The following is a 23,104-nucleotide window of genomic DNA, read 5'->3' as shown; positions in this document are numbered from 1 at the left end:
ACAGCAGCTTTTTTTGTTATCAACATTATTCATTATTTTTAAATTTCATTTACAGATAAAAATTCAAAAGAAATACCATGAGCAAGATAGAAATTAGAAAGATTGAATCTCCTTCCGAGATAATGCAATTCATTAAATTCCAGTGGAAAATCTACAAAGACTACCCTAACTGGGTGCCCCCTTTGATCATGGATCGAAAGAAAATGCTGGACAAGAAAAAGAATCCTTTCTTCCTCCATGGTTCTGCTGATTTTTTCATGGCATTCAGAGATGGTGAACCTGTCGGAAGAATTGCTGCCATTCAAAATGATCTTCACAACGAAATTCATGAAGAAAAAATCGGCTTCTTCGGGTTTTTTGAGTCAATTAATGATCAGGAAGTTGCAAATGCACTCCTTGACACAGCTAAAGAGTGGATTATGTCTCGCGGTCTCACCCTTATGAGAGGACCTGCAAGTTATTCGAGTAACGACGAATGGGGAATGCTTATTTTTGGATATGACGACCCTCCTACTCTTCTTATGCCATACAACCCGCCCTACTACCATGATTTGCTTCTGAACTACGGTTTTGTTAAAGTGAAAGATTTGAATGGCTACAAAATTGTAAATGAAAAGATTATTCAGGTAAACAAAATTCCGAGGGTTGCCGCTCTCGCAACTCAGAAGTTCAATGTCAAAATCAGACAGATGGACTTGAAAAACTACAAACAGGAACTCGTTCTGATCAAACAAATCTACAACGAGAACTGGGAACGCAACTGGGGGTTTGTACCTCTTACCAACGAAGAGCTCGATGCGATGGCTGAGGACTTGAAACAACTCGCCACTCCAAGCCTTGCCTTCTTCCTCGAGATAGATGGAAAACCTGTCGGTTTTTCACTCTCAATCCTCGACTACAATCAGATATTCAAACAGATGAACGGAAGACTCTTTCCCTTCAACTTCATCAAACTCTTTACCCGGAAAAAAGATATCACCCGATGCAGAATCATCCTTCTCGGTGTTGCGAAGGCATGGCAGGGCAAGGGACTTGATGCAATCATGTATAACACTATCATTCACGAAGCAGACAAGGTTGGCATTCATATCGGTGATGCAAGCTGGATAGTTGAAGACAATCTCAAAATGGTCCGCGGAGCTGAGATGATGGAAGGTGAATTATACAGAAAATACAGAGTATATGACTACCACTTCTAAATCACTTTTTGTTGCCCTTCTTATTCTCTCCATTTTTCGGGCAGAAGGGCAATATTCGATCTCTGATAAAGAGCTTGTCAGGGCAATTTTCCTCAGAGATGGGAAAAGCCTCGTTGTATCGGATTACCTGAACTCCGGTGATGATAGAAAAGTGAGGGCAGGTCTCCTTGCCGCTGCAAATCTGAACGACTCCTCCCTGCACAGTAAGATAACAAACTGTGACTATACAAAATTCGGAAAATTTATAGCATTTGCCCTGGGTTGCAATTCACCAAGTGAATTATCATTATCCTGGTTGAGAAAAAAAATTAATTCCGAAAGGGGTGTTAACACAAAATATCTACTCGATGCAATCGGGAAGATCGGTGATAAAACAGACCTGGATAAAGTTCTGGAGATCCATGAATCAAACAATGCTTCATTTGCTGAGGGAATCTCGCTTGCAATCGCAAATTTCGCCCTCAGAGGGATAAAATCAGACAGGTCGCCCGCCGTACTGCTTTCACTCGTCAGCCACAAGGATTTCGACAATAAAACACGCTCAATTGCTGCATATTCACTTTTCAGAAGCAGACCCTCAAAGGATCAGATTAAGAAAATCACAGAAGTGCTTGCTGATGTTGTTCGTGACGATGTTACAGAAGAAGAGGAAGACCTTGCAAAATATCTGATTCTTTCGCTCCGTTTTCTTAAAGTTTCACCTTACTCCCCAAAAGAAGTTGAATTCATCAGTTTCACTCTCGATTTTGCACAACAGATCGATCTTGTCTCCACCCTTCAATATTATGATTTTAAGAGCAAAGAAGATCTTGACCGTCTCTTTGTTTTCATGTCGAACGCCAACGGAAATATTGCCATCACAGCAACGAGCGTATTTAAAAATGCGACAATCGAAAAAAAACTTATCAAATCGAAATTTTCAGACCTCGATAAACTCATTGCTTCTGCAATTAATAGACCTGCTCTCATTGAAGAATTACTCGGCACTGCATTCAAACTCTACCCCGAAAAAGCCAATACCCTTTATAACGATTACCGAGGCAAACTGTCTCCCGCCTCAGTTGCCAATCTGATTGGTACAAATCCTGATCTGTTAAAATATCCTGTAGATACACTTGTAACTATTTACTTTTCAGGAAATGAAAGAGCAAAACTTGCTGTAGCTACAGCTTTAAGTGAAATCAAAAAATCCGGCAGGGATTCACTGGTTATCCAAAACTTTGCAGTCAGCCAGCTCACTTCGGGATTTGCGTCGGTTGTATCAACTTGCTCTGAGCTTCTTGATTCGGCTTTTATAGTCAGCAACAAATCAAAACTTGAAAACATCATCCTTAAGGTTGTTAATGATGAATTAAACAATCCAAATTTTCTCGAGGCACATCAGTCTTTACTGAAGCTGTGCGATAATATAAGTACTGATTTTGCACGGTCGATAAAAGAACTGTTTGCAAACTCTGCAGTAAGTTCAATAAAAACCTTGTCCGGTATGAAGGTGCCAAACTCGCTTAATTCAAATTTTGACGAAATTTGGAACAACGCTTTCAAGTACAGAAGAGCTGTGATTGAAACGGAATTTGGTAATATTAAACTTGAACTTTATCCCGGTTATGCCCCAATATCAGTCGGCAATTTTTGTTCCCTCGCTCAAACCTCATTTTACAGAGATGTCCTTTTCCACAGAGTTGTTCCGGGTTTTGTCATTCAGGCAGGTGACCCCTCAGGAACCGGCTGGGGCGGTCCCGGATATGACATTATTTCGGAATATTCCCCACTTGAATACACTCCGGGTGCACTCGGAATGGCAAGTGCCGGGAAAGACACAGAAGGATCGCAGTTTTTTATTATGACCGGCACTTTCCCTCATCTAAACTCGAGATACTCCCTTTTTGGCAGAGTGACAGAAGGACAGGATATTGCCAACGCCATTACTCAACAATCCCTCATAAAAAAGATATCCCTGTTTGAGTAACAACCCTTCCCCCGTTCTGCTTACTGCAAAAGAACTCGTTGTGGAATATGGTGAACAGAAGATTCTTTCATCTGCTTCTCTGACGATACATGATGAAGACCGGATTGGTCTCGTTGGAAGAAATGGTGCCGGGAAATCGACTTTCCTGAAAATTATTGCCGGACTGCAAGAACCTGACTCTGGTGAGGTGTCGAAGCAAAGGGACATTCGGATAAGTTTCCTCTCACAGGAATTTACACTCGATGAAAATTCCACCGTGGAGGAAAATATTCTCTCCGGCGCTTCACATATCATGGCGGTTTTGGCAGAGTATGAATCACTCCCCCCTGATTCACACCAGAGACACATCCTTGAAGAAAAAATTGCTCATATCGGCGGGTGGGACCTCGACAGAAGACTGGAACAGTTGATGGCTTCCCTTGATGCTCCACCAAAAGACAGAGTGGTAAACACCCTCTCCGGTGGTGAAAAGAGAAGAACCGCTCTCTGCCGCACGCTACTGGCACAACCCGATATACTTATCCTTGATGAACCGACAAACCACCTCGATACGGATACAATTGAGTGGATAGAAAACTTTCTCGCATCTTACAAAGGTGCATGTATCTTCGTTACCCACGACCGTTACTTCCTCGACAGAATCGCAAATCGAATTGTGGAACTCGCAAACGGCGTTTTCTTCTCCCACAAAGGTAATTACACAGACTACCTCTTGAATAAAGCCGAGAGAACTTCACTTCAAATTGCCGGTGAAAGGAAAAGAGAAAGTTTCCTCAGAAAGGAACTCGACTGGGTTATGAGGGGCCCCCGGGCAAGAAGAACAAAGGCAAAAAGCCGGCTGGATAAATACTACGAAATTGCAGAGCAAAGACCCGTCGAAAAAGAGATCGATATCGAACTCATTATACCCGTCCCTGAGAGACTCGGCAACAAGATTCTCGAAATTGAAAACCTTTCTGTGAATATGAATGGAAGAGTGCTCGTCGATTCCTTTTCTCTCAATTTTGAATCCGGGAGGAGACTTGGCATAATCGGGAAAAACGGGACAGGTAAAACAACCCTGCTTAGGACCATTCTTGGAGAAAGGAAACCTGATGCCGGCTCAATCGAAGCCGGTGAGAGGACCATGTTTAATTATGTGGATCAGTCCCGTTTGATATTAAACGATGAGGAAACTGTTTTTGATGCCATTGGTGAAGGAAGCGACACGGTAAAATTCGGAAAGCAGACACTCCCCGTCTGGACATATATGAGAAGGTTCCTCTTTACCGATGAAAGAACAATGACAAAAGTCGGAAAACTTTCGGGTGGTGAGCGCAGCAGACTTACACTTGCAAAAATTCTTAAAAATGGCGGTAATTTCATTATTCTCGATGAACCTACCAACGACCTTGATCTACCGTCACTTCGCATTCTCGAAGAAGCATTGATCTCTTTTGAAGGTTGCGTAATCGTTGTAAGCCACGACAGATATTTCCTGAACAGGGTATGTACCGGCATCCTCGCTTTCGAAGGGAATGGCAAAACTTCATTCAGCGAGGGTGATTATGACTACTACATCGAAAAAAGAGACCGCGCCAAGAACAGTGCACCTGTTACAGAATCAAAGGAAAAGCGCGGAGATACCCGCATCAAAACACAGGCAAAAAAACTTTCCTATCTCGAACAAAAAGAGCTCGATGCCATCGAAGAGAAGATTCTGGCAGCGGAAGAGGAAGTCGAAAAAATTGAAGCTCTATTTGCAGATCCCCTTTTTTATGAAAAATATGCCTCCCAGACCGATGATTTAAATAAAAAACACAGTGAAGCCAAATTTCTCGTAAAATCTCTCTACGACAGATGGGAAGAACTCGAAACCAAAAAAGCATCCCTCAATTAAGCGAATAACTTCAACGCCCCAAACCGGGGGACCCTGCCTGGTATAAGATACCTCACTCATTTTTAGTAAATTACATGAGTAAATTTAAAAATTTAGAAGAAAAGAAGTTTGTATGAAAATCGGGATTACCTGTTATCCTACTTATGGTGGAAGTGGTGTTGTGGCAACTGAACTGGGGATTGAACTGGCAAAAAAAGGTCATCAGATACACTTTATCAGCTACGCAATTCCATTTAGATTGAACCATTTCATGGACAATGTTTTCTTCCACGAAGTTGAAATGGGTACCTATCCCCTCTTTGAATTTCCTCTCTATTCCGATGCCCTTGCCGGCAAGATGGTCGAGGTGATGAAATATGAGAATCTCGATCTTATTCATGTCCACTATGCCATACCACACGCAACAAGTGCATATCTCGCAAAGCAGATTTGTAAAGATACCCAGGATGTAAAAATCATCACAACTCTTCACGGTACTGACATTACACTCGTAGGACTGGAACCGACCTATATCCACCTCCTTAAGTTTGGAATACTGCAAAGTGACGGTGTAACAGCGGTTTCCAGATACCTTAAAGAAAAAACCCTCACAAACTATTCGATCGAAAAAGAGATAGAAGTAATCCCAAACTTTGTGGACATAAATCTGTACGCTCCCCGTGAAGTCAATGAATTCAGAAGCAGAATTGCTCCAAACAATGAAAAAATCCTGATCCACACTTCCAATTTCAGAGTGGTTAAAAGAGTTCAGGATACCATAAGAATACTTGAACTTGTAAAAAAAGAAATCCCGGCGAAACTTGTTTTAATAGGTGATGGACCCGACCGCTCCGAGTGTGAAAGACTCTCCCGTGAACTGGGTATCGAAAAGGATGTAATATTCCTCGGAAAACAGGAAGCCCTTCCACAGATTCTTTCCTGTGCTGATATCTTCCTGATACCATCGCAGTCAGAAAGCTTTGGTTTGGCCGCCCTCGAAGCAATGGCAGTTGGATTACCTGTGATCAGCACAAGCGTTGGTGGATTGCCAGAAGTTATCACCCACAACCACTCCGGATTCATTGCCGAAATCGGGGATGTGGAGAGAATGGCAAAATATGCAGTCGACCTTTTGACAAATGATAGAAAGTACAAAATATTTTCAAAAAATGCCCGTGAAATTGCCGTTGAGAAATACTCCGCGACCAAGATAGTGCCCATGTACGAAGAGTACTATGAGAAAGTTCTGAATTCGTAAGCGATGAATTTAATCAGCGAAAACATTCAGTCTTACCTTCTCGGTCTTTTTGGAGATGAGCAGGTCTCCAGATTTGTGGAACTCCTTGGTAATCCCAGGAAACAGTCAGTTAGAGTTAATTCTCTTAAAAGCACCCCTGCCAAAATAAAACCCGTTCTCGAAAGAAAATACGGGATTTACACCTCTTTTCATCCGGATATCACTGATGCTCTTGTAATCGATTCAGACCCTGAAAATCTGATCGGGAAAACATTTGAACATCTGCTGGGATATTATTACATCCAAAGTACTTCTTCAATGTTGCCTCCTGTCTATCTGCAACCTGAAAAAGGGAGCAAAGTGCTCGACCTTTGTGCAGCTCCCGGCTCCAAGTCCACTCAGCTCGGTGCAATGATGGAAAATACGGGGATGCTCGTTGTGAATGAGGTGCAGGGCGACCGGCTCAGAACACTTTCGTTCAATATTGAACGGACGAACATCTACAACTGCGGCATAATCCAGGACAAGGGTGAATGGCTTGGGAAGTATTATCAAAATTATTTCGATAAAATACTGGTTGATGTCCCATGTTCCGGATTGGGAATTATTCAGAAAAAAGAAGAAGTGAACAAGTGGTGGAGCACTTCCTCAATCACAGGTTTAATAAATCTGCAACTCAGCCTTATCATTGCAGCAGTCAAAATGCTTAAACCTGGCGGCGAGTTGGTTTATTCCACTTGTACCCTGACAACTGAAGAAAACGAAGAAATTGTAAACAAGGTACTCGAAAAATATCCCGTCGAACTGATTCCTGTTTCAATACCCGGTGGAATTGAAGGTTTTACTTCAACCCGCGATAAAAAATTCTCTTCTGAACTCTCAAAAACCGCAAGGGTTCTCCCCTGGCTTTCAAATTCGGAAGGCTTTTACCTTGCAAAGATGATTAAAACTGATAAGACAGAGCATATAAAATCTTCCGAACCCCGCGAAGGAAGAACTGTCATCAAACCATTCAAAAAAGTTAAGCACACTCTCGCTTCAATAATTAATAATTTTGGAATCGATGAGGATGTCCTGAACGCCTTCAAATATCCCGACCATGGGAAGAAACTCTATTTCGTTTCGGGTGACTGGGATGACAACCGAACAGGTATCTACGACCGTATCGGACTAAAACTCGGCTCCTACGAAAAGAACGACCAGGTGATTTTGAACAGCATAGCTGCACAGGCACTCTCGCAACACTTCACAAAGGGAATAATAGATCTCGACGACCCCGAGGAATTAAAAACCTATATGGAGGGGGGCACAGTAAAAAAATATGCCGACTCATCCAGATCATCAGGTGCCGACCGTCAGGTTATACTGCGCTCCGATGGAGAGATAATTGGTACAGGTGTGGTTACTGAAAGAGGGTTGAAAAGTCAGTTCCCAAGAGGACACAGAAACCAGAATTTCCGGTTTTGACGACCCGGTAACCCGATTGCAGCCTGTTTTTCCCCTTATTTCACGGTATCGTGCCACAAGTCACAGTATATGCAAAAAATAATTGTTGCTAATCCACTTTTTTTTAACTAACTTAAAGTAATGTTTCTGTAAGATTTATAGAGACACCAGTCAACCGGATCTTTTATCCTAATTTAGGATTTCAATGTTGCTGAGCCATGGTGTTGGTTTGTTGATAACCAGCACTTACCGATTACACGAACTGCAAAAGCTCGATCTGATTTCGGAACCTTCTTCCGCTTTGATCAGATTTGTTGCCCATCATATTCGTTTTAGAAGGAATTCTTAGAATATGGGACAGCAACAACTCCTGCTTATCACTCTCGGCGTCATTATTGTTGGTGTTGCAGTCATCACAGGCTTAATGGTTTTTGATCAGGCAGCTACCGAGAATAAAAAAAATCAGATCCAAATTGAATGTGTGACCCTTGCTTCAATGGCACAACAATTCTGGCGTGTACCAAGTGCGAGAGGCGGTGGCGGAAATTCTTTCATCGGTTTTACAATTCCGCCAACGCTCGATACAACCGATTCCGGTATATACACCATAAAATCCGTCGCTAACGATTTGATTACTATTTCCGGAGTTGACAGAATGTTACAGCTTGGACAGGACACAATCAAAGTGGTGATTGAAACCACGCCTAATAATTTCACTATCACAGATGACAATTAACTTTACACTTTTTTCGGAGTTTAGATGATTTTTCAAAAAGGCGAATCAATTGTTAAAGAAGGAGATACTACTTTCAATCTTTTTGTATTGATGAAAGGGAGTATTGGAATCTTCAAAGGAGATGTACAGGTCGGCACTTTCTCTGAGAAAGGCGGAATTCTCGGTGAAATGAGTGCAATCCTTGGGAAACCGCGAACAGCATCGCTCGTAGCTATGGAACCCACTACCGTTGTTCCTATTCCAAGCGATTTCGATCTGTTGATAAGAGAAAATCCTGATATCGCAAAAGCCGTCATGGTAAATCTTGCAAAGAATCTTGAGCGGATGACAAATGAATATTTGAAGATTGCCACTCAAGACCAGAGAGAAGAAGCAACCCAAAAACTGAGAGAAGACGGAAGCCTTATTATCTAATTTTCTTCAATCGAGAGAAAAATTAAATAAGTTTATTAAATTTATTTTATATCACACTTAAATTTAGATTACATTTATTATATTAAACTGTATATTAAATCATTTTTCAAACAACACATTCACCAACAAATCAATTGAGGAATCACTATGGGACAACAACAGTTGTTACTTATTGTTCTTGGCGTAATCATCGTCGGTATCGCAGTAGTAGTCGGTATCAGCGTATTCACAGCAAGCAGTTCATCATCCAATCAGGATGCTGTTATCTCTGATTTGCAGAACATTGCAGCTAATGCTCAGCAATGGTTCCGCAAACCAACCGGTATGGGTGGCGGCGGAAACTCTTTCGTCGGCTATACCATTCCTGCCAGCATGGATACAACAGCTAATGGTACTTATTCCATTAAGACCGCCGGTACAGCAACAACTATCGTGTTTACAGGTATTGGTAACCAGCCAGGTACTAAAGATCCAACAGGAACTGTAGAAGTAGACATGACCGTCACCTCGACAGCTCAAACAGCTTCAATCGTTAAGTAGATTTAATTATTTTTATCTATTCAGGGAAGGTTGTAAATATTATAGCCTTCCCTTTATCTGTTTTTAGATGACTGAATTACGATTTACTGCTGTTAAGCCAAACGGACAGATAATAAGTGGATCTCTTACTGCCGACTCCACTTCAGACGGCAAAAAAAAGATCCAAAAACTTGCTGCCCAAAGTAATCTCACCGTTCGTTCGATTGAGAAGAGGGGGACTTTTCTCTATAAGGTCCAAAAAGGGGCTGAAAAGCCAATTATGGGCGAGCAGAAAGCTTTCAATCGACAGGAAGTTATAGATGCCTTCCAAAAACTCGGCTACAAGATTCTCTATGTAAGATCCAAACTCTTCGACTACCAGGCAAAGCCGGGTATGCAGGATTTGCTAATGTTTGTAAAGATCAGTGCCGAACTGTTGGATCAGAAACTCCCCTACGGTGAAATCCTCACACTCCTGATCAATGACACAGCAAATAAAACACTTAAAGAAACACTAAAAGAAATTAATTCAGAGTTAAAAAAGGGAACGGACCCCGAACAGGTCTTCACACGCTATCAAAATATTTTCGGGAAATTTACAGCTTTTATGCTCGGTCTCGCCGCAAAAAGCGGTAATATGGGGGAAATCTACAGAGCCACGGCTAAATTTCTCGAAAGACGCGCAGAATTTAAGAAAAACCTCAAAAGTGCACTTGTAACCCCTCTTATTACTATGGTGGTTCTCGCAGGAGCAGTTTTGTTTTATGTGATGTACATATTTCCCGAGACCGCAAATATGTTCAAAAGATTTGGTATCGAACTGCCACCGATGACAAAATTCACTCTGGAAATGAGTGATTTTATGATGGCACATCCAATAATGATTTTTTTGGTGATGTTCGGTCCTCTTATCGGATTCGTTATATTTATCAATACAGAAAAGGGACGGTTCTTAAAAGACAAATATATGCTCAGAATGCCAGTGATTGGGCAAATTGTGCATAAAACGGCTATTGAAGTTTTTTGCAGAGTGTTTTACACTCTCTATTCAGGTTCAGCAGAGAGCATTACTCCTCTGAGAATTTCTGCTGAAGCCACGGACAACAAATATTTTGAAGACAGAATTAAGAGAGTCGCAATCCCTATCATGACAAAACAGGGTGTGGGAATTACTGATGCCCTTGAAGCCACAGGGGTTTTTACCGATACTGCCATCTCCCGTATCCACTCGGGTGAAGAAACCGGTAACATCAAAAACAGTATGCTGCAGCTTGCGAATTACTACGAGAGTGAAACAGTTTACAAACTTAAAAACATTATAGAGCTGGTACAGGTAGTCATTTCCCTCATCATCATGGTAGTGATGACTGCGCTGACCCTGGTCTCCGCAGAAACAGCCACAATCAGCCCTAAACCTCCGGGTGTATCAAAAAATGAAATTTTCCTGGAAAAACAGATTGCCCAATGCTTGACCCCAGACTGGAAACTGCTGACAAAATCGGATATACCCTTTTACGAAAAGGTATAATTGATGCGCAGACATTAGAAAAAGCACTTGACGCCAAGGCGAATGATGTAAACAAGATCAAAAGGAATCTTGCACAAATTCTTGTGGAAGATTTTAAGTATGATCATGACATCGTTTTCGCCGAGGTAGCTTCTTTATATGCGTTCCGGGATTTCGATTCCATTTCCGACCGTTTTACCGATGAAAAAATTGAAGAAATAAAACGATATGTAAAATCACTCCCTGACTCTCTTCAACAACTCCTGAGTTTGCAAAAAGTAATCCCCCTTCTTTTTGATCCTGTCATCAAGGACAAACTTATTCTTGGTGCGGTCGATCCCACAAATAAAAAGATTTCCAAAATAGCGTTTGACCTTAAAGCCAAGAAATATGAAGTAACTTTCATTAAGAAATCACGCTACGACAAACTTATCTCACATATCAATCCTGTTGAAAATGAATTCCTGAAGAACATTCAGGACCAGCCTCAGGAAATGATTACAGATATGCCCGATGACACCCAGCTTGATGAAGAAGCGCTCGAAGCGGAAATCAATAAATCCGCCCTTATCAATCTTGTTGAAGCGGCACTTGTTGAAGGAACCAGAAGGGGCGTATCCGATGTTCATATCGTTCCACAGGGTGCAAAAAGAACCGACATCATGTTCAGAATTGACGGTAACCTTCAAGTGTGGTACTCTCAAGAAAATACCTACCCCGAGGCAGTTATCGCAGTTGTAAAAGACAGAGCCAAGGGACTTGACCGTTTCGAAAGAGAAAAAGCTCAGGACGGTTTTATCCAAAGAGAAATTGATGGTACTGTGATCCGTTTTCGTGTTTCGATACTTCCCATGGTCGGAACCGAACTCAGAAGTAAATTTGAATCGGTCGTTATTCGTATTCTCGATGACAGAAAGGTTATTACCGACTTAAACAAACTCGGTCTTGCCGGTTACGCAAGAACCGCCTTCGACGATGCAATCAGAAAGCCGCAGGGAATGGTGATACTGACAGGTCCTACCGGTAGTGGTAAAAGTACAACACTCGTTGCAGCACTCTATCAGGTAATCGACCCTACTGTGAATGTACTAACTGTTGAAGATCCCGTTGAGTATGTAATCAAAGGTGCAAGACAGCTTAAAATCAGTCATAAAATGAATTTTGAACAGGCAATCAGAGCGATTCTTCGTCATGACCCTGATATTGTTCTTGTTGGTGAGATGCGTGACAAGGAGACCGCCGAGGTAGCTATTAAACTTGCGAACACTGGTCACTTGACTTTCTCGACACTTCACACAAACGATGCACCATCTGCTGTTTCCAGACTTTATAAAATGGGAATTGAGCCGTTCCTTATCGCATACGCTATCAATATTATTGTAGCTCAACGTCTTATCCGTCGTCTGTGTGTGGACTGCAAAAGAAGAACAACCGAGATTCCAGAGGAGGTAATCCATATCCTGGGGATTGACCCGGATGAATGGAAACAATATGAAGTGTATGAACCGGTAGGATGCCCCAAATGCTCAGGTACGGGATATAAAGGCAGAATTGCCATACACGAGGCTCTTTACTTCACCAAAGAACTTAAGCGGGTTATTGTATCATCAGGTGAAGAGGTTGATGAGGAAAAATTAAAAGCACAGGCGAAAAAAGATGGTTCGCTTAACCTCCGCGAAACCGGTCTTGAAAAGGTTAAACTCGGCATGACATCTTTTGATGAAGTAATTTCAGGAACGATGGAAGATTAAAACTTCTCTTCCTGTTTCTCATTCTTTTTTTTTATATTTTGAGTTGATATACTCGTTTTTACACACTAATTCAAGTAATAAATGATTCCGGCTTTAGATCAAATAGCACAACCCGCCAAGGCACTTCTTGCCGCGGTGGTATCACAAGTCCCGCGCTCGGTTATAAGTGCGGAGAGGCTTCCATTTCTTGCAAAATTGATCGCCGGGCTGAACTACGACCAAAAGGGTGTACTTCTTGATTTCATCAATTCCATTCTGGTTTTGATGGTGAAAAAAGACGCATCTGATATCGAATTTGGTGGAATGGCTACGGCCCGTAATGTATGGCTGCGTATCCACGGTAAAAAGGAGCGTGTTCCCGATCTTCCCTCGCTCACCGAGGACGAATCAGCAATTGTAATTCTAAACCTCCTCAGCGACAAGCAAAAAGAGGGGCTCTTCCAGAACAAAAACATCGATTTTTCACATTCATTTCTTGCCGGTGAACCAGAACGGACATACCGGTTCAGAGCTGATGCCTACTATGATATGGACTCGCTTGCACTGAATATGAGAGCCATCTCTCCAACGATCAGGAAAATTGATACTCTTGGCTTCAGTAAAACCGCCATTCAGTCGATGCACCATCTCTACATCAAACAGGGACTGGTTCTCATCACAGGAATTACAGGTTCAGGTAAATCTTCGACACTCGATGCCATTGTAGATATGCACAACGATACCGACAATGCGCAGGTAATAGTGATCGCTCAGCCGATCGAGTTTGTGCATTCTTCCAAAAAGTGTATTATCAGACACCGCGAAGTTGGAAAGGATGTTGCATCCTTCAAAGACGGCGTTATTCAGTCTCTGAGACAGGATCCCGATATTATAATCATCGGTGAGATGAGAGACCCTGAGACAATAATGGCATCTCTTGAAGTGGCTGATACGGGACATAAAGTGTTCTCGACTCTTCACACCTCATCTGCCGTTGAATCAATTGACAGAATTATTGCCGAAGTGCATCCAACAGAGCAACCCCGTGTTCGTCACAGACTGGCCGATGTACTTACAGTTGTTGTCTCGCAGAAACTCCTGCCGAGTCTCGACGGAAAGCGTGTGATGGCAAAAGAAGTATTGGTAATGACACCAAGTATTCAGTCAGCCATCAAGAACAATAACTCCGGTGAAATTTATATGATGATCAACCAGGGAGCCGCACAAGGGATGATCACCATGGAACAGGATATCAAGAATTTATACATCTCGAAGAAAATTTCTTTGGAGACCGCTATCTCATATGCTAACCAAAAAAATCGTATGAAACAGATTTTAGGTGTCCAGTAGATGGCTACAAAGTATGTTTTTTGCCTCTATCTTGAAGGCGCAGACAGCAAAGCAGCTCTTTTTGAACGAACCGGTTCTGGCATCAAGTTCCTCCGTGGCATGTCCATTGAACCGAACAAACCAGATGATCAGGCTTACGAAGATACAGGTATGCAGTTCGATTCACCCGAAATGGATCTCTCTGCCGACGCTGAACTTGCAGGTCTGACTACCCGTCAGGATTTTGATCAGGGATATGTTCGTTCACTCAGCACATTGCTCCTCGGAATAGACCTGTCGAAGATGGTGGTAATTCCGATTATCACGGAACCTTACATCAGCTTTCAGCGACCCGACAAAGGTGAAACCCAGATTTTCAAAAAAGAGGTTATTGAGAAGATTGACGCCGCTGACAATTCGATTGAAATGGCAGACGGTGGAAAACTTACAATCGTTCCAAGTTCCGATCTCTCTTATATCAACCTGATTGATTCGATTGCTCTCGCAAACGGGAAAAAACAGGTTAAGGTACCTTGTGTAAAAGCTGCAGATACTTCTCTCAGTTTCTATGTATCTTCGAAATTTAATTTCGCTCTTTCAGATTATATTCTGATTCTTTATATCGGCAAAGAGTACAGCAGGATGATTTTCCTCATGGGCGATCAGGTCAAGCACATCGCTCCCATGCTAAACATTGGAAAGCACAATATCGATTCATTCGATATCTTTGCTTCCAAAATAATGCTGGAAATGGAAAATGGTGACATAACCAACCTTGACAATATAGTTATTTGCGGTGAGGACTGGAGCGATACACTTCCTGATGCCTTAAGAGGTACATTCCCAAGAGCCAGAATTACAGGTATCGATTTCGACGAAATCGACACCTCACTTCTCGACAGGGAAATTGAAGATAACATCTCAATGTTTTCCGTCCCGATTGCTGCTGCAGTCGAGTATGAAAAAGAACTCAAAAAAGAACACAAAGGTGTAAACCTCATCCCCTCCATGCTCGTCGAGAGACAAAAAACTTTTCCTCTCGCATGGCATGGATATCTGGTAATTCTTCTCCTTTTTGGACTGACTTTCTTTGCGACAAAGAACATACTTGAGCAGATGAATGATCTTTCCAAACTCGACAAGGATATAGCCGCACTTACTGAACAACAGCGGCTTTATAAGGCTTTACTCGATGAAATTGCTAATTATGATTCAAAAGTAAAAGGATTCGATGAAACCCAGGCTGTCCTCGACAGCGTAACCAAAGATGCATCCGTCTGGCAGAGTTACATCAGCAACCTGTCTGGTTTTGCGGAACAAAGACCTTCGATGTGGATTACCAGCATAAATTCTCCTGATCCGAAAAAAATCGAAGTTTTTGGATTGAGCAGAAGCAGACCGCTGGTTAGTGAGTTTACACAGTTTTTAAAAGGTGCCACCCTTATGGGTGTCACATCAGAAAAAATTTCAAATGAAAGAGTCTACAAATTTTCAATAGTCGAAACAGATTCGGCTGGTCAGGCAGTGAATGGAACGCAAGTCAAAAAATAGCCTGATTATACTGGTACTCGTCTTTCTTGTTGCTGTCGCCTGGGCGATAATGCACTTCTTTATCTTTAGCGGGAAATTCAAAGCCAAGAACCAGCAGCTTAAAACCCTCAGGGAAAGTAATTCACAGTATGACACCGTTTCACTGAATGCACAACTTGATACACTGAGAAAAAAGTTTACCGCTCTCGACTCCCTTCTGGCAATGAGGAAATATAATATTCCCAAGGATGTGCATCAATCGAAATTTTATTCTTTTCTCGCTGCACAGACTCCGGGATTATCAGATCTCAGTTATGTCAACATGGAATATCTGGGAAGGCTGATGGATGGTTCATTCATTGTTCATAAATACAAGCTGTCGGGTCAGGCTTCGTTCAACGAACTTTGGCGTTTGATCTACGCTATTGAGGAGAGCAAGGAGCTTAAAAAAGTGAGCACAGTCACTTTCAGCCAGAATGTTGTTTTTGATGAGGACAAATCGCCATATTATTTCGTAAATTTCTCTTTCGAAGTAAAAGTTTACACCTCTACCGACGATCGGTTCACTTCCACTAAATTTACGGAAAACAACCTGAAGGCGGCAAACATTTATAATATTTTCTATCCGAAGGTCAGAACTGAAATCGAACCAAATATCTACGACCTGCTCGATGTAAAAAATTCAAAATTACTTGCACTTCTCCCTGATGGTGCATTTCTCATGGACGAAAGAGGAAGAACCTATGTTCTTGCCGAAGGAGATGAAGTCTATTTGGGCTTCCTCACCAGAATCGACAGAGAATCCAACAGTGTGACTTTTGTACTGAACAAGGGAGGCGTAATTGAAACAGTCACTATCAGATTATTGCAGGAATCTGATCACTCGCAACAACAAGAAACGAAAAGGTGATTGACATGAAAAAGTTTTTTTCAATATCAATATTTTTTATTCTGTTCGGATTCGCTGCTTTCTCACAGAAAGACCTTGAAAAAGAGTTGAGCCAATACAACTCCCCCGATGAAATTGTCACCCTGTCTCCCACCCTGACTTTCGATCAGACTATTGAAATTCTCGCTAAGATGTCATTAAAACTGACAGGCAAAAATATTGTATCCACAGTCCAGAGTTCGGAACAGATCGGACTTGAACTCGTGAACATCAATTATCTGAAAGCCTTAAAAATTGTCACTCAATACAAGGGCCTCCTGATAGAAGAAAAAGCGGATGTGATAGTGGTCGCAAAGCCGAAGGCACCGGAAGAAGTTGAAAAAGCTGCACCCCTTCCGAAAGATGTCTACGCTCCTGTAGATTCCCGCGAAGTGAAAATTTCAGCCATTTTCTTTGAAGCGGACAATACTGCCCTCAGGGATCGTGGTATCAACTGGAAAATGCTCCTTTCAGATCCAAACAATGGTTTTGGTGTGGATTTGAAGACCTTTGGACAGTCTGAAGGTACTGCCAACACACCGACTGATTTCCAGGTTTCAGGATCGACAAAGCTTGACCTCGGCGTTTTCAAAGGTGATCTCCTTGGTACATTCAGATTTTTTGAATCGGAAAATCTTGGTGAAATTATTGCGAATCCCTCCATTGTGGTGAGAACAGGAGAGGTTGGTAAAATTCAAATAGGGTCCGACTTTTCGATTAAACAGAGAGATTTTGCAGGAAATGTTACAGATCAGTTCTTTCAAACCGGGTCAATTATCGATGTTACTCCTCATGTTTACAATGAACAAGGTATTGATTATGTGGTTCTAAGACTCAATGTTGAAAGAAGCACCGCCTTTCCAAGTGAGCTTTCGACTGAAATCAGGAAAACCAAGGCAAGTTCCCAGATCATGATGCTTAATGGTGAAGAAACTGTTATAGGCGGTCTCTACATTACGGATGAGACTTATGTAAGAACAGGAATCCCTTTCTTGAAAGACCTTCCTTGGTGGGTACTCGGGATTCGATATCTTGCCGGTAGTGACCAGAAGAAAATTACAAAAAAGGAAATTATCATTGTCGTAAAAACCGAGTTGCTGCCTACTCTTAAAGACAGAATGAAAAATCTCGCTGACAAGAATAAATTCAAAGATCAACTTGAATTGCACAGATCGACAAACGATGAATATAACAACCAAAGCCCGAACAAGAACTTCAAATCCGGTGAAGAACCTGAAAAGAAAAAAGAATAAACCAGTTTAACAGTTTACACAAATTTTTATAAAGAAATCTTTTTGACAAATGGAAACAATCCTGATCGTTGATGACGAGATAAGTCTAAGCCAGATACTCAAAGAAGAATTAACCGAGGTGGGCTATACCGTCTATACGGTTGATTCTGCAGAAAAAGCACTCTTGCATATTCAGGATAATCGAATCGACCTGATGTTGTTGGATTTGAACATGCCTGAAAAAGATGGCTACTATGTGCTCGAAGAGATGGAAAAGAAAGGGATAGTACTGAAGGTAATTGTGCTCACCGCTTACGCAGATCTTACTTCTGCTATCAGGTCAGCAAAACTTGGTGCAAGTGATTTTATCACCAAACCGTATGATCTTGATGAATTACTCGTATCAATTAGAAAAGTACTGTATATGTAATCCTGTCAGGCAAGAGTCTCTATTAGCGATATGAGCGTTTCCAGCTCATATGGTTTCTGAAGTGTAGCGTCCACCCTTATTTCCTCATTCAATATTATCGACTTAACCCCAACCGATCCGGTGGAAAGTATGATTTTTATCTCCTCGTTGAAGTTCCTGATTATCTTTATTGCTTCAAGCCCTGTCATCTTCTCCATCCTGAAATCGATTATTAAAATATCAAACGAATTGTTTACATGCAAAATATCTATCGCGGCTTCTGCAGAGCTAACGGTCGTCACTGAGTACCCCGAGCCGGTAAGCAAATCTTCGAGTATTGAAACGAGCAGTGATTCATCATCCGCAATCAGCACATTTACCTTGTCCCCTGTTCTTTTCCTTCGTTTCTCAAACCATGCAGGAAGTAAAATTTCAAATCTGGTCCCTTTACCCGCTATACTCTCGAATTCGAGTTTCCCCCCGTGGACCTGGACTATGCTTTTTACTGTGTAGAGTCCGATACCGCTCATCCTGTTTTTGTTCTTTGTCGAGAAGTATGGCTCAAAAATTCTTTCATAATTTTCCGGATCAATACCCTCTCCGTCATCTTGCACCACAATTGAAACAGCAGGAATGGAATTACCATCTGCATCGTTCAATCGTTCGGAATCGAAAAGATTTTGTGCCTTTATCCTGACTTCGCCCTGCCCATGAATTGACTCAATAGCATTAATAAGAATGTTGGAAATTACCTGATACAATTCTGTGGAATTGCCTCTTAAATCAGCAAGAGCAACCGGCAGTTCTGTTTTTAACTTTATCTCCGGCAACACGGTATGTATGACGGATGACACTACCTCATTTATTAACAGTCTGGTGTTTATTTTTCTGTCGCGTGATTTTGATGACGGGTCAGTGGACAGTACATCAGCAGTGATGTCTGTGGCTCTTCGGGAACAATGTTCGATATTTTCAATGTAACCCATTGCCTCCTTATTTGAGGAAACGCACCTTTTTAGGAGTTCCAAATTTGAGAATATGCTACTGAACAGATTATTGATATCGTGAGCTGCTATTCTGTTTGGCTGAATTTCTTCAAGCTCCGGGTTTCGCTTTTTTTCCGGTTCGTTGTTCATTTTATCAGGTTTCACCGTTTTTTCTTATCAATATTCGAGAATTGAGTAATTTTGGGTATCACATTTTTGAAATTTATGGACCCTATAAATATACTTGTTCTTGTTGCCCTGATTTTTTTCACTACCGCCAACTGGTCCGGTTCTCAGAAGAGCTTTAAAGGCAAGGTCTCTGCGGTCTCAAGGAGAGCCTCCGGCTGGGTTCAAACTGTTCCCCCCAATGTACTGGGAATCTCAGCCCTGTTACAATATCTCGGGGTTTTCCCCATCCTGAATTTCGGTTTCTTTGGTTTTGAGCCCGACTCTTCAGTTCGAATAGTATGTCTTGTCCTGTTCATCCTCTTTTCGATCACTCATTTACTCAGCTTTAAATCACTGGGAAATAACTACTCAATCGAAATCCTTCTCTACAAAGAGCACAAACTAGTGACAACCGGACTTTACGGAATAGTAAGGCATCCTCAATATCTAAGTCAGTTGCTTGCTGATCTTTCTGTTGGAGTGGCTCTGTTGTCGATGCCGGTAGTACTTGTCACACTGCTGCTGTCAATACCCATGCTGATAATAAGAGCAAAGAAAGAAGATGAAATGTTACTGTCCCATTTCAAGGATCAGTTTGTAACATATCGGAAAAAGACCGGATTTTTTATACCGTTTTTATAACTTCTATCGCACCACGCCCGAAAAAATGAGTTGCGATTTCCCGTTCAATCCGTTCGATTTTATTGTAACAGTCAATGGATTAACCGCGGCAGTATCGACAAGATCACGAATTGTGAATGAGAATGAAGTCCATGATCTGCTTTGCGTATCAGGTAGAGTGATATCTTTATCTCCTGAGAGCTCATAGTCTTTCCCCTCTACTGTAACCGAGATCGCTGTCCCCTCCACAAGCGGATTACTGTTTTGATCCATAACGGAATAAATAAACTGTTGAGAACCTCTGTTGGGTATGTCAAAACTGGTTGGAGAACATGAAATGAATGCAATTCCTGAGAGTAAAACTATCGTGGATCTGTTTATTACAGAAAATGTTTCGTCTGTCGTGGATGCGGTGATTTGAGCGAAACCGGGTCCGAGTGTGGGATGATTAGGAAGCGGATTGGCTGAATAGAGCCGGACTGAGGCAACCCCCAGAGCATTTGTCAGGGCTGAACCTTCGACTATACCGCCATCGGTCTTAAAATAAACGGATGTTCCGGGTCTTACAGGATTCGAGTATTTGTCACCCACATATGCAGTTATTACATCCTCGACTCCATAGATATTAAATCCGGGGATATTTAACTTTGCGGGTACACAACTGAAATGATTCAGGTCAGGCAAGCCTCCATGGATGGAAACAGCGACCGGATTTGATGTAATAACCTTTCCGTCTGAATTGATGGTTGCAGAAATCTGAACCACACCGGCTTTTGTTCCGGAGGTCAATACAACCTTTACACTTCCACCGGCATCTGTCCGTGCTGTTGGAGGATTCAGAACCGCGCCCGACCCGGGTGATGCAGCAAGAACAAATCCGACATTCACCGCATTATCGAGATCAAGTGGAATACCAAGCGAATCAACGACCTGAAATACCAGTTGCACCGACTCAACTCCTCCGGCACCCTTAATACCAATGCTGGGCACTGAAGTACCAAGAAGATAGATGGAAGCGGGTTTTCTGACACCCGTTCCCCCGCCGGTTGCAGTCGATTTAAGAAGCAGTTTACTCGCCGTCAGGGTTCTTCCGGCAACTGCATACACATTGGTTGTGTCGGGTGTATAACCCTCTTTTTGGGCGATGACCTTAAGATCGATGCCCCCCTTCACTGTAAATTCAAAAGTGTACTTTCCATTATCATCTGTTACTGCACTCTTCAATATGGTAGAGTCGGAGATTTTTCCGTAAAGTTTTATCGCTGCATTTGTGATGGCTGCTCCTGTGGAAAAATCTATCACTTCTCCGTTTATAATAACCGTACCTGATTCATCACCTGTCACGGGATTGGAGGCGGTATCGGTCTTTTTACAACCGTTATATATCAATAAAGTGATCACAAAAAGGAATAGAACTGACTTTTTCATGGCAACAGATGGAATTATTAATTAAACACTTCTTAATTACTAATTTACAACGAATTTATAAATCTTTGGTAACCAATATCACAATTTTTTGATTAATCTTAGAACTTTATCATTCTTGCCATACATCGTGGCTCCGTCGATAAACTTCCCCTCTAAAAAATTTAAATATGTAACCACACTCATCTTGTCGGCAAAATTACCTGAATTACCAAGATAGGGCACGAAAATCAATCTGCCTTCTGAGGGCTTCGCAAAAAATCTGTAGAGAGTCCCCGACTCCCTGACATTACGACCTGATTTCAACTCCGTAAAGGGATTATAATTCACCCGGAATCTCGTATCTGTATAACCGCTGATTCCTGCCGGTTCTATCGCGATCGCATTGTTTATCCCTCCCAGAAAGTTTGTCACTATGTGTGAAGGCCGGATTGTATTGTACCTTCCCCATAACCACATAACCAGGTTTTCATCATACTTCCTGCGTATTTCTTCCAGGGCACTTCTAAAACTTCGTCTTATAATTTCATCCCTTGACTCAAGTTCACGGCTGTTTATGTTATCGAAAACCGGAGAATAATTTTCCTCCAAAAGTTTGTTTAACCTGGCAAAGGGAAGACCGCCCCAACCAAAAAGAAATTCAAAATCAGCCTTGTCGAGATCATCACCAAATGTATTAACAGTGAAAAACTTCATAAATGTTGCGATGATCAAAGGAGCCTGCAGCGAAGATTGATACTCACCACTCCATCTCGAAAGCACCTTCAGTGACTGATTCAGGATGGTATCCTTCTTCTCGTCATTGTTGAAGGCATTTAGAATAAACGGTACCAGTTTTAACGAAAAATCGGATGTAACATCATTCAGAAAGTAGGAATTGAGTTCCTTACCATCCGGTTTTGCAAGATAGAATCTGTTCCTGTTGTCCGAAGGGAGATCAAAAAACTCACCCTCGACAGGTTTTATATAATCGGTTATCGATAATTCTTCGCTGTTGGATGTTTCAGACTGATCATCGGTAACCACAGGTTTTGGCTTCTGAGTCTCCTTTTTTCTGGGGGTTTTCTTTCCTTTTGGTACGGGAGAGTCCTGATTTTGTTTTACTACTGCCCGTGCCGCACTTCTGACTGCCGGTTTGTCACCAGTTTTTACAATAATATCTGTATTCGCTTCGAGAGAAAAATATTTTGAAGAAACCGGCTCACTCCATAACTTCAATCCTGTTGTAAGAAAATCTGCGGCATCAAATCTGGATTGATTAATGGCGATGGCTGAAAAAAGATTTAACACTTCGGTGGAGTCATTGTTGTAGAATTCCTTTTTCCCCGGGAGTGAGATAATCGCTCCGGTACCGGCAGCGGTTTTTGTCTCCAAAATCAAGGGCTCCCGGTGCTTTATCAGAATCGTATCTTTTTTAATCTTTATCTCCCCTCTTCTTTTATTTTCAATATATATCCCACCTTTATCATCGAGGTAGATGAGGTTTTTCACCGGATTATACTTCGAAACGGAATTTAGCACCCAAAATTCATTTTTTTTCATTCCAAGAAAAAGAACCGGAACTCCCGGGATGGTTACTCCGCTGCCCGAAATACCCTCACTTTCATAAAACACCTGATAATATTTCCCCGGGAAAGTAAATCTGCCGTTGAGGGTCGCAAAAACACCATCATACCCCTGAATTTCACTCACTGTCAAACTGTTTTCGGATCTCAAACCGGTGAGTTCACGAATATCAATTTCCCGTTTTAGAAACTCTTCCTCATCTTTTGACCAAGATTCTTTTGATAATGAATCTGTATCACTTCCAAAAACTGCTGCAGCTTTTGCGAAGTCTATCTTTCCCCTAACCATTCCAACA

Annotated in this window: 19 protein-coding genes; 16 read left to right on the top strand and 3 right to left on the bottom strand. The window is 41.9% G+C overall.

The features are described from left to right. The first annotated feature begins 77 nt into the window (after positions 1 to 77). From J0L60_00095 to J0L60_00025, 15 genes are all read left to right on the top strand, one after another. Complete coding sequence (locus tag J0L60_00095) at positions 78 to 1,199, top strand: hypothetical protein (GenBank protein ID MBN8544505.1); 1,122 nt, start codon at positions 78 to 80, stop codon at positions 1,197 to 1,199. Positions 1,200 to 2,685: 1,486 nt separating this feature from the next. Beyond that, on the top strand, positions 2,686 to 3,168 hold the full coding sequence (locus J0L60_00090; GenBank protein MBN8544504.1) for a peptidylprolyl isomerase: 483 nt from the start codon (positions 2,686 to 2,688) through the stop codon (positions 3,166 to 3,168). Next, the gene (locus J0L60_00085) at positions 3,161 to 5,047 is read left to right on the top strand and encodes an ATP-binding cassette domain-containing protein (protein ID MBN8544503.1); all 1,887 of its coding nucleotides are present in this window, start codon (positions 3,161 to 3,163) and stop codon (positions 5,045 to 5,047) included. The genes J0L60_00090 and J0L60_00085 overlap by 8 nt, the downstream gene beginning before the upstream one ends. A 112-nt stretch (positions 5,048 to 5,159) precedes the next feature. Further along, positions 5,160 to 6,284 carry an N-acetyl-alpha-D-glucosaminyl L-malate synthase BshA gene (bshA, locus tag J0L60_00080; protein ID MBN8544502.1) on the top strand — a complete coding sequence of 375 codons (1,125 nt, stop codon included), beginning with the start codon at positions 5,160 to 5,162 and terminating at the stop codon, positions 6,282 to 6,284. Positions 6,285 to 6,287: 3 nt separating this feature from the next. Beyond that, a complete protein-coding gene (locus J0L60_00075; protein MBN8544501.1) occupies positions 6,288 to 7,730 on the top strand; it encodes an NOL1/NOP2/sun family putative RNA methylase in 1,443 nt (480 codons plus the stop codon). A 331-nt stretch (positions 7,731 to 8,061) separates the two neighbouring features. After that, positions 8,062 to 8,445, top strand: coding sequence for a hypothetical protein (locus tag J0L60_00070; GenBank protein MBN8544500.1), 384 nt, complete (start codon positions 8,062 to 8,064; stop codon positions 8,443 to 8,445). Positions 8,446 to 8,469: 24 nt separating this feature from the next. Further along, complete coding sequence (locus J0L60_00065) at positions 8,470 to 8,859, top strand: cyclic nucleotide-binding domain-containing protein (GenBank protein MBN8544499.1); 390 nt, start codon at positions 8,470 to 8,472, stop codon at positions 8,857 to 8,859. A gap of 147 nt (positions 8,860 to 9,006) precedes the next feature. Then, positions 9,007 to 9,399: a hypothetical protein gene (locus tag J0L60_00060; protein MBN8544498.1), complete on the top strand. Its 393-nt coding sequence runs from the start codon at positions 9,007 to 9,009 to the stop codon at positions 9,397 to 9,399. A gap of 67 nt (positions 9,400 to 9,466) precedes the next feature. After that, complete coding sequence (locus J0L60_00055) at positions 9,467 to 10,906, top strand: type II secretion system F family protein (GenBank protein MBN8544497.1); 1,440 nt, start codon at positions 9,467 to 9,469, stop codon at positions 10,904 to 10,906. Next, the gene (locus tag J0L60_00050; protein ID MBN8544496.1) at positions 10,843 to 12,636 is read left to right on the top strand and encodes a type II/IV secretion system protein; all 1,794 of its coding nucleotides are present in this window, start codon (positions 10,843 to 10,845) and stop codon (positions 12,634 to 12,636) included. The genes J0L60_00055 and J0L60_00050 overlap by 64 nt, the downstream gene beginning before the upstream one ends. Positions 12,637 to 12,717: 81 nt before the next feature. Continuing rightward, a complete protein-coding gene (locus tag J0L60_00045) occupies positions 12,718 to 13,965 on the top strand; it encodes a PilT/PilU family type 4a pilus ATPase (protein MBN8544495.1) in 1,248 nt (415 codons plus the stop codon). Continuing rightward, positions 13,966 to 15,495, top strand: a complete 1,530-nt coding sequence (locus tag J0L60_00040; GenBank protein ID MBN8544494.1) for a hypothetical protein — start codon at positions 13,966 to 13,968, stop codon at positions 15,493 to 15,495. After that, positions 15,473 to 16,384, top strand: coding sequence for a hypothetical protein (locus J0L60_00035; protein ID MBN8544493.1), 912 nt, complete (start codon positions 15,473 to 15,475; stop codon positions 16,382 to 16,384). The genes J0L60_00040 and J0L60_00035 overlap by 23 nt, the downstream gene beginning before the upstream one ends. A 5-nt stretch (positions 16,385 to 16,389) precedes the next feature. Next, positions 16,390 to 17,655 (top strand): hypothetical protein, encoded by a 1,266-nt coding sequence (locus J0L60_00030; protein ID MBN8544492.1) that lies wholly within the window; start codon positions 16,390 to 16,392, stop codon positions 17,653 to 17,655. 49 nt (positions 17,656 to 17,704) lie between these two features. After that, the gene (locus tag J0L60_00025; protein MBN8544491.1) at positions 17,705 to 18,064 is read left to right on the top strand and encodes a response regulator; all 360 of its coding nucleotides are present in this window, start codon (positions 17,705 to 17,707) and stop codon (positions 18,062 to 18,064) included. 5 nt (positions 18,065 to 18,069) lie between these two features. On the opposite strand, the gene J0L60_00020 is transcribed toward J0L60_00025, so the two are convergent. Beyond that, the gene (locus tag J0L60_00020; protein ID MBN8544490.1) at positions 18,070 to 19,179 is read right to left on the bottom strand and encodes a response regulator; all 1,110 of its coding nucleotides are present in this window, start codon (positions 19,177 to 19,179) and stop codon (positions 18,070 to 18,072) included. Between the two features lie 75 nt (positions 19,180 to 19,254). Here J0L60_00020 and J0L60_00015 point away from each other — a divergent pair, with 75 nt between their 5' ends. Then, positions 19,255 to 19,839: an isoprenylcysteine carboxylmethyltransferase family protein gene (locus J0L60_00015; protein MBN8544489.1), complete on the top strand. Its 585-nt coding sequence runs from the start codon at positions 19,255 to 19,257 to the stop codon at positions 19,837 to 19,839. Between the two features lie 3 nt (positions 19,840 to 19,842). On the opposite strand, the gene J0L60_00010 is transcribed toward J0L60_00015, so the two are convergent. Then, entirely contained in the window at positions 19,843 to 21,246 is a 1,404-nt protein-coding gene (locus tag J0L60_00010) for a carboxypeptidase regulatory-like domain-containing protein (GenBank protein ID MBN8544488.1), read from the bottom strand. A gap of 78 nt (positions 21,247 to 21,324) precedes the next feature. Next, positions 21,325 to 23,104 (bottom strand): penicillin acylase family protein (locus J0L60_00005; GenBank protein MBN8544487.1); only part of this gene is annotated, 1,780 nt, incomplete at its 5' end.

The sequence above is a fragment of the Ignavibacteria bacterium genome (assembly GCA_017302895.1).
Taxonomy (GTDB): Bacteria; Bacteroidota; Ignavibacteria; order Ignavibacteriales; family Ignavibacteriaceae; genus UTCHB3.
This window is presented reverse-complemented; position numbering and strand designations above follow the sequence as displayed.

Bases quoted from the DNA above. Each gene is read 5' to 3' on its own strand.
- J0L60_00095 (MBN8544505.1), top strand. From the start codon at position 78: ATGAGCAAGATAGAAATTAGAAAGATTGAATCTCCTTCCGAGATAATG.
- J0L60_00090 (MBN8544504.1), top strand. From the start codon at position 2,686: ATGAAGGTGCCAAACTCGCTTAATTCAAATTTTGACGAAATTTGGAAC.
- bshA (MBN8544502.1), top strand. From the start codon at position 5,160: ATGAAAATCGGGATTACCTGTTATCCTACTTATGGTGGAAGTGGTGTT.
- J0L60_00075 (MBN8544501.1), top strand. From the start codon at position 6,288: ATGAATTTAATCAGCGAAAACATTCAGTCTTACCTTCTCGGTCTTTTT.
- J0L60_00070 (MBN8544500.1), top strand. From the start codon at position 8,062: ATGGGACAGCAACAACTCCTGCTTATCACTCTCGGCGTCATTATTGTT.
- J0L60_00065 (MBN8544499.1), top strand. From the start codon at position 8,470: ATGATTTTTCAAAAAGGCGAATCAATTGTTAAAGAAGGAGATACTACT.
- J0L60_00060 (MBN8544498.1), top strand. From the start codon at position 9,007: ATGGGACAACAACAGTTGTTACTTATTGTTCTTGGCGTAATCATCGTC.
- J0L60_00055 (MBN8544497.1), top strand. From the start codon at position 9,467: ATGACTGAATTACGATTTACTGCTGTTAAGCCAAACGGACAGATAATA.
- J0L60_00050 (MBN8544496.1), top strand. From the start codon at position 10,843: ATGCTTGACCCCAGACTGGAAACTGCTGACAAAATCGGATATACCCTT.
- J0L60_00045 (MBN8544495.1), top strand. From the start codon at position 12,718: ATGATTCCGGCTTTAGATCAAATAGCACAACCCGCCAAGGCACTTCTT.
- J0L60_00040 (MBN8544494.1), top strand. From the start codon at position 13,966: ATGGCTACAAAGTATGTTTTTTGCCTCTATCTTGAAGGCGCAGACAGC.
- J0L60_00035 (MBN8544493.1), top strand. From the start codon at position 15,473: ATGGAACGCAAGTCAAAAAATAGCCTGATTATACTGGTACTCGTCTTT.
- J0L60_00030 (MBN8544492.1), top strand. From the start codon at position 16,390: ATGAAAAAGTTTTTTTCAATATCAATATTTTTTATTCTGTTCGGATTC.
- J0L60_00025 (MBN8544491.1), top strand. From the start codon at position 17,705: ATGGAAACAATCCTGATCGTTGATGACGAGATAAGTCTAAGCCAGATA.
- J0L60_00020 (MBN8544490.1), bottom strand. From the start codon at position 19,179: ATGAACAACGAACCGGAAAAAAAGCGAAACCCGGAGCTTGAAGAAATT.
- J0L60_00015 (MBN8544489.1), top strand. From the start codon at position 19,255: ATGGACCCTATAAATATACTTGTTCTTGTTGCCCTGATTTTTTTCACT.
- J0L60_00010 (MBN8544488.1), bottom strand. From the start codon at position 21,246: ATGAAAAAGTCAGTTCTATTCCTTTTTGTGATCACTTTATTGATATAT.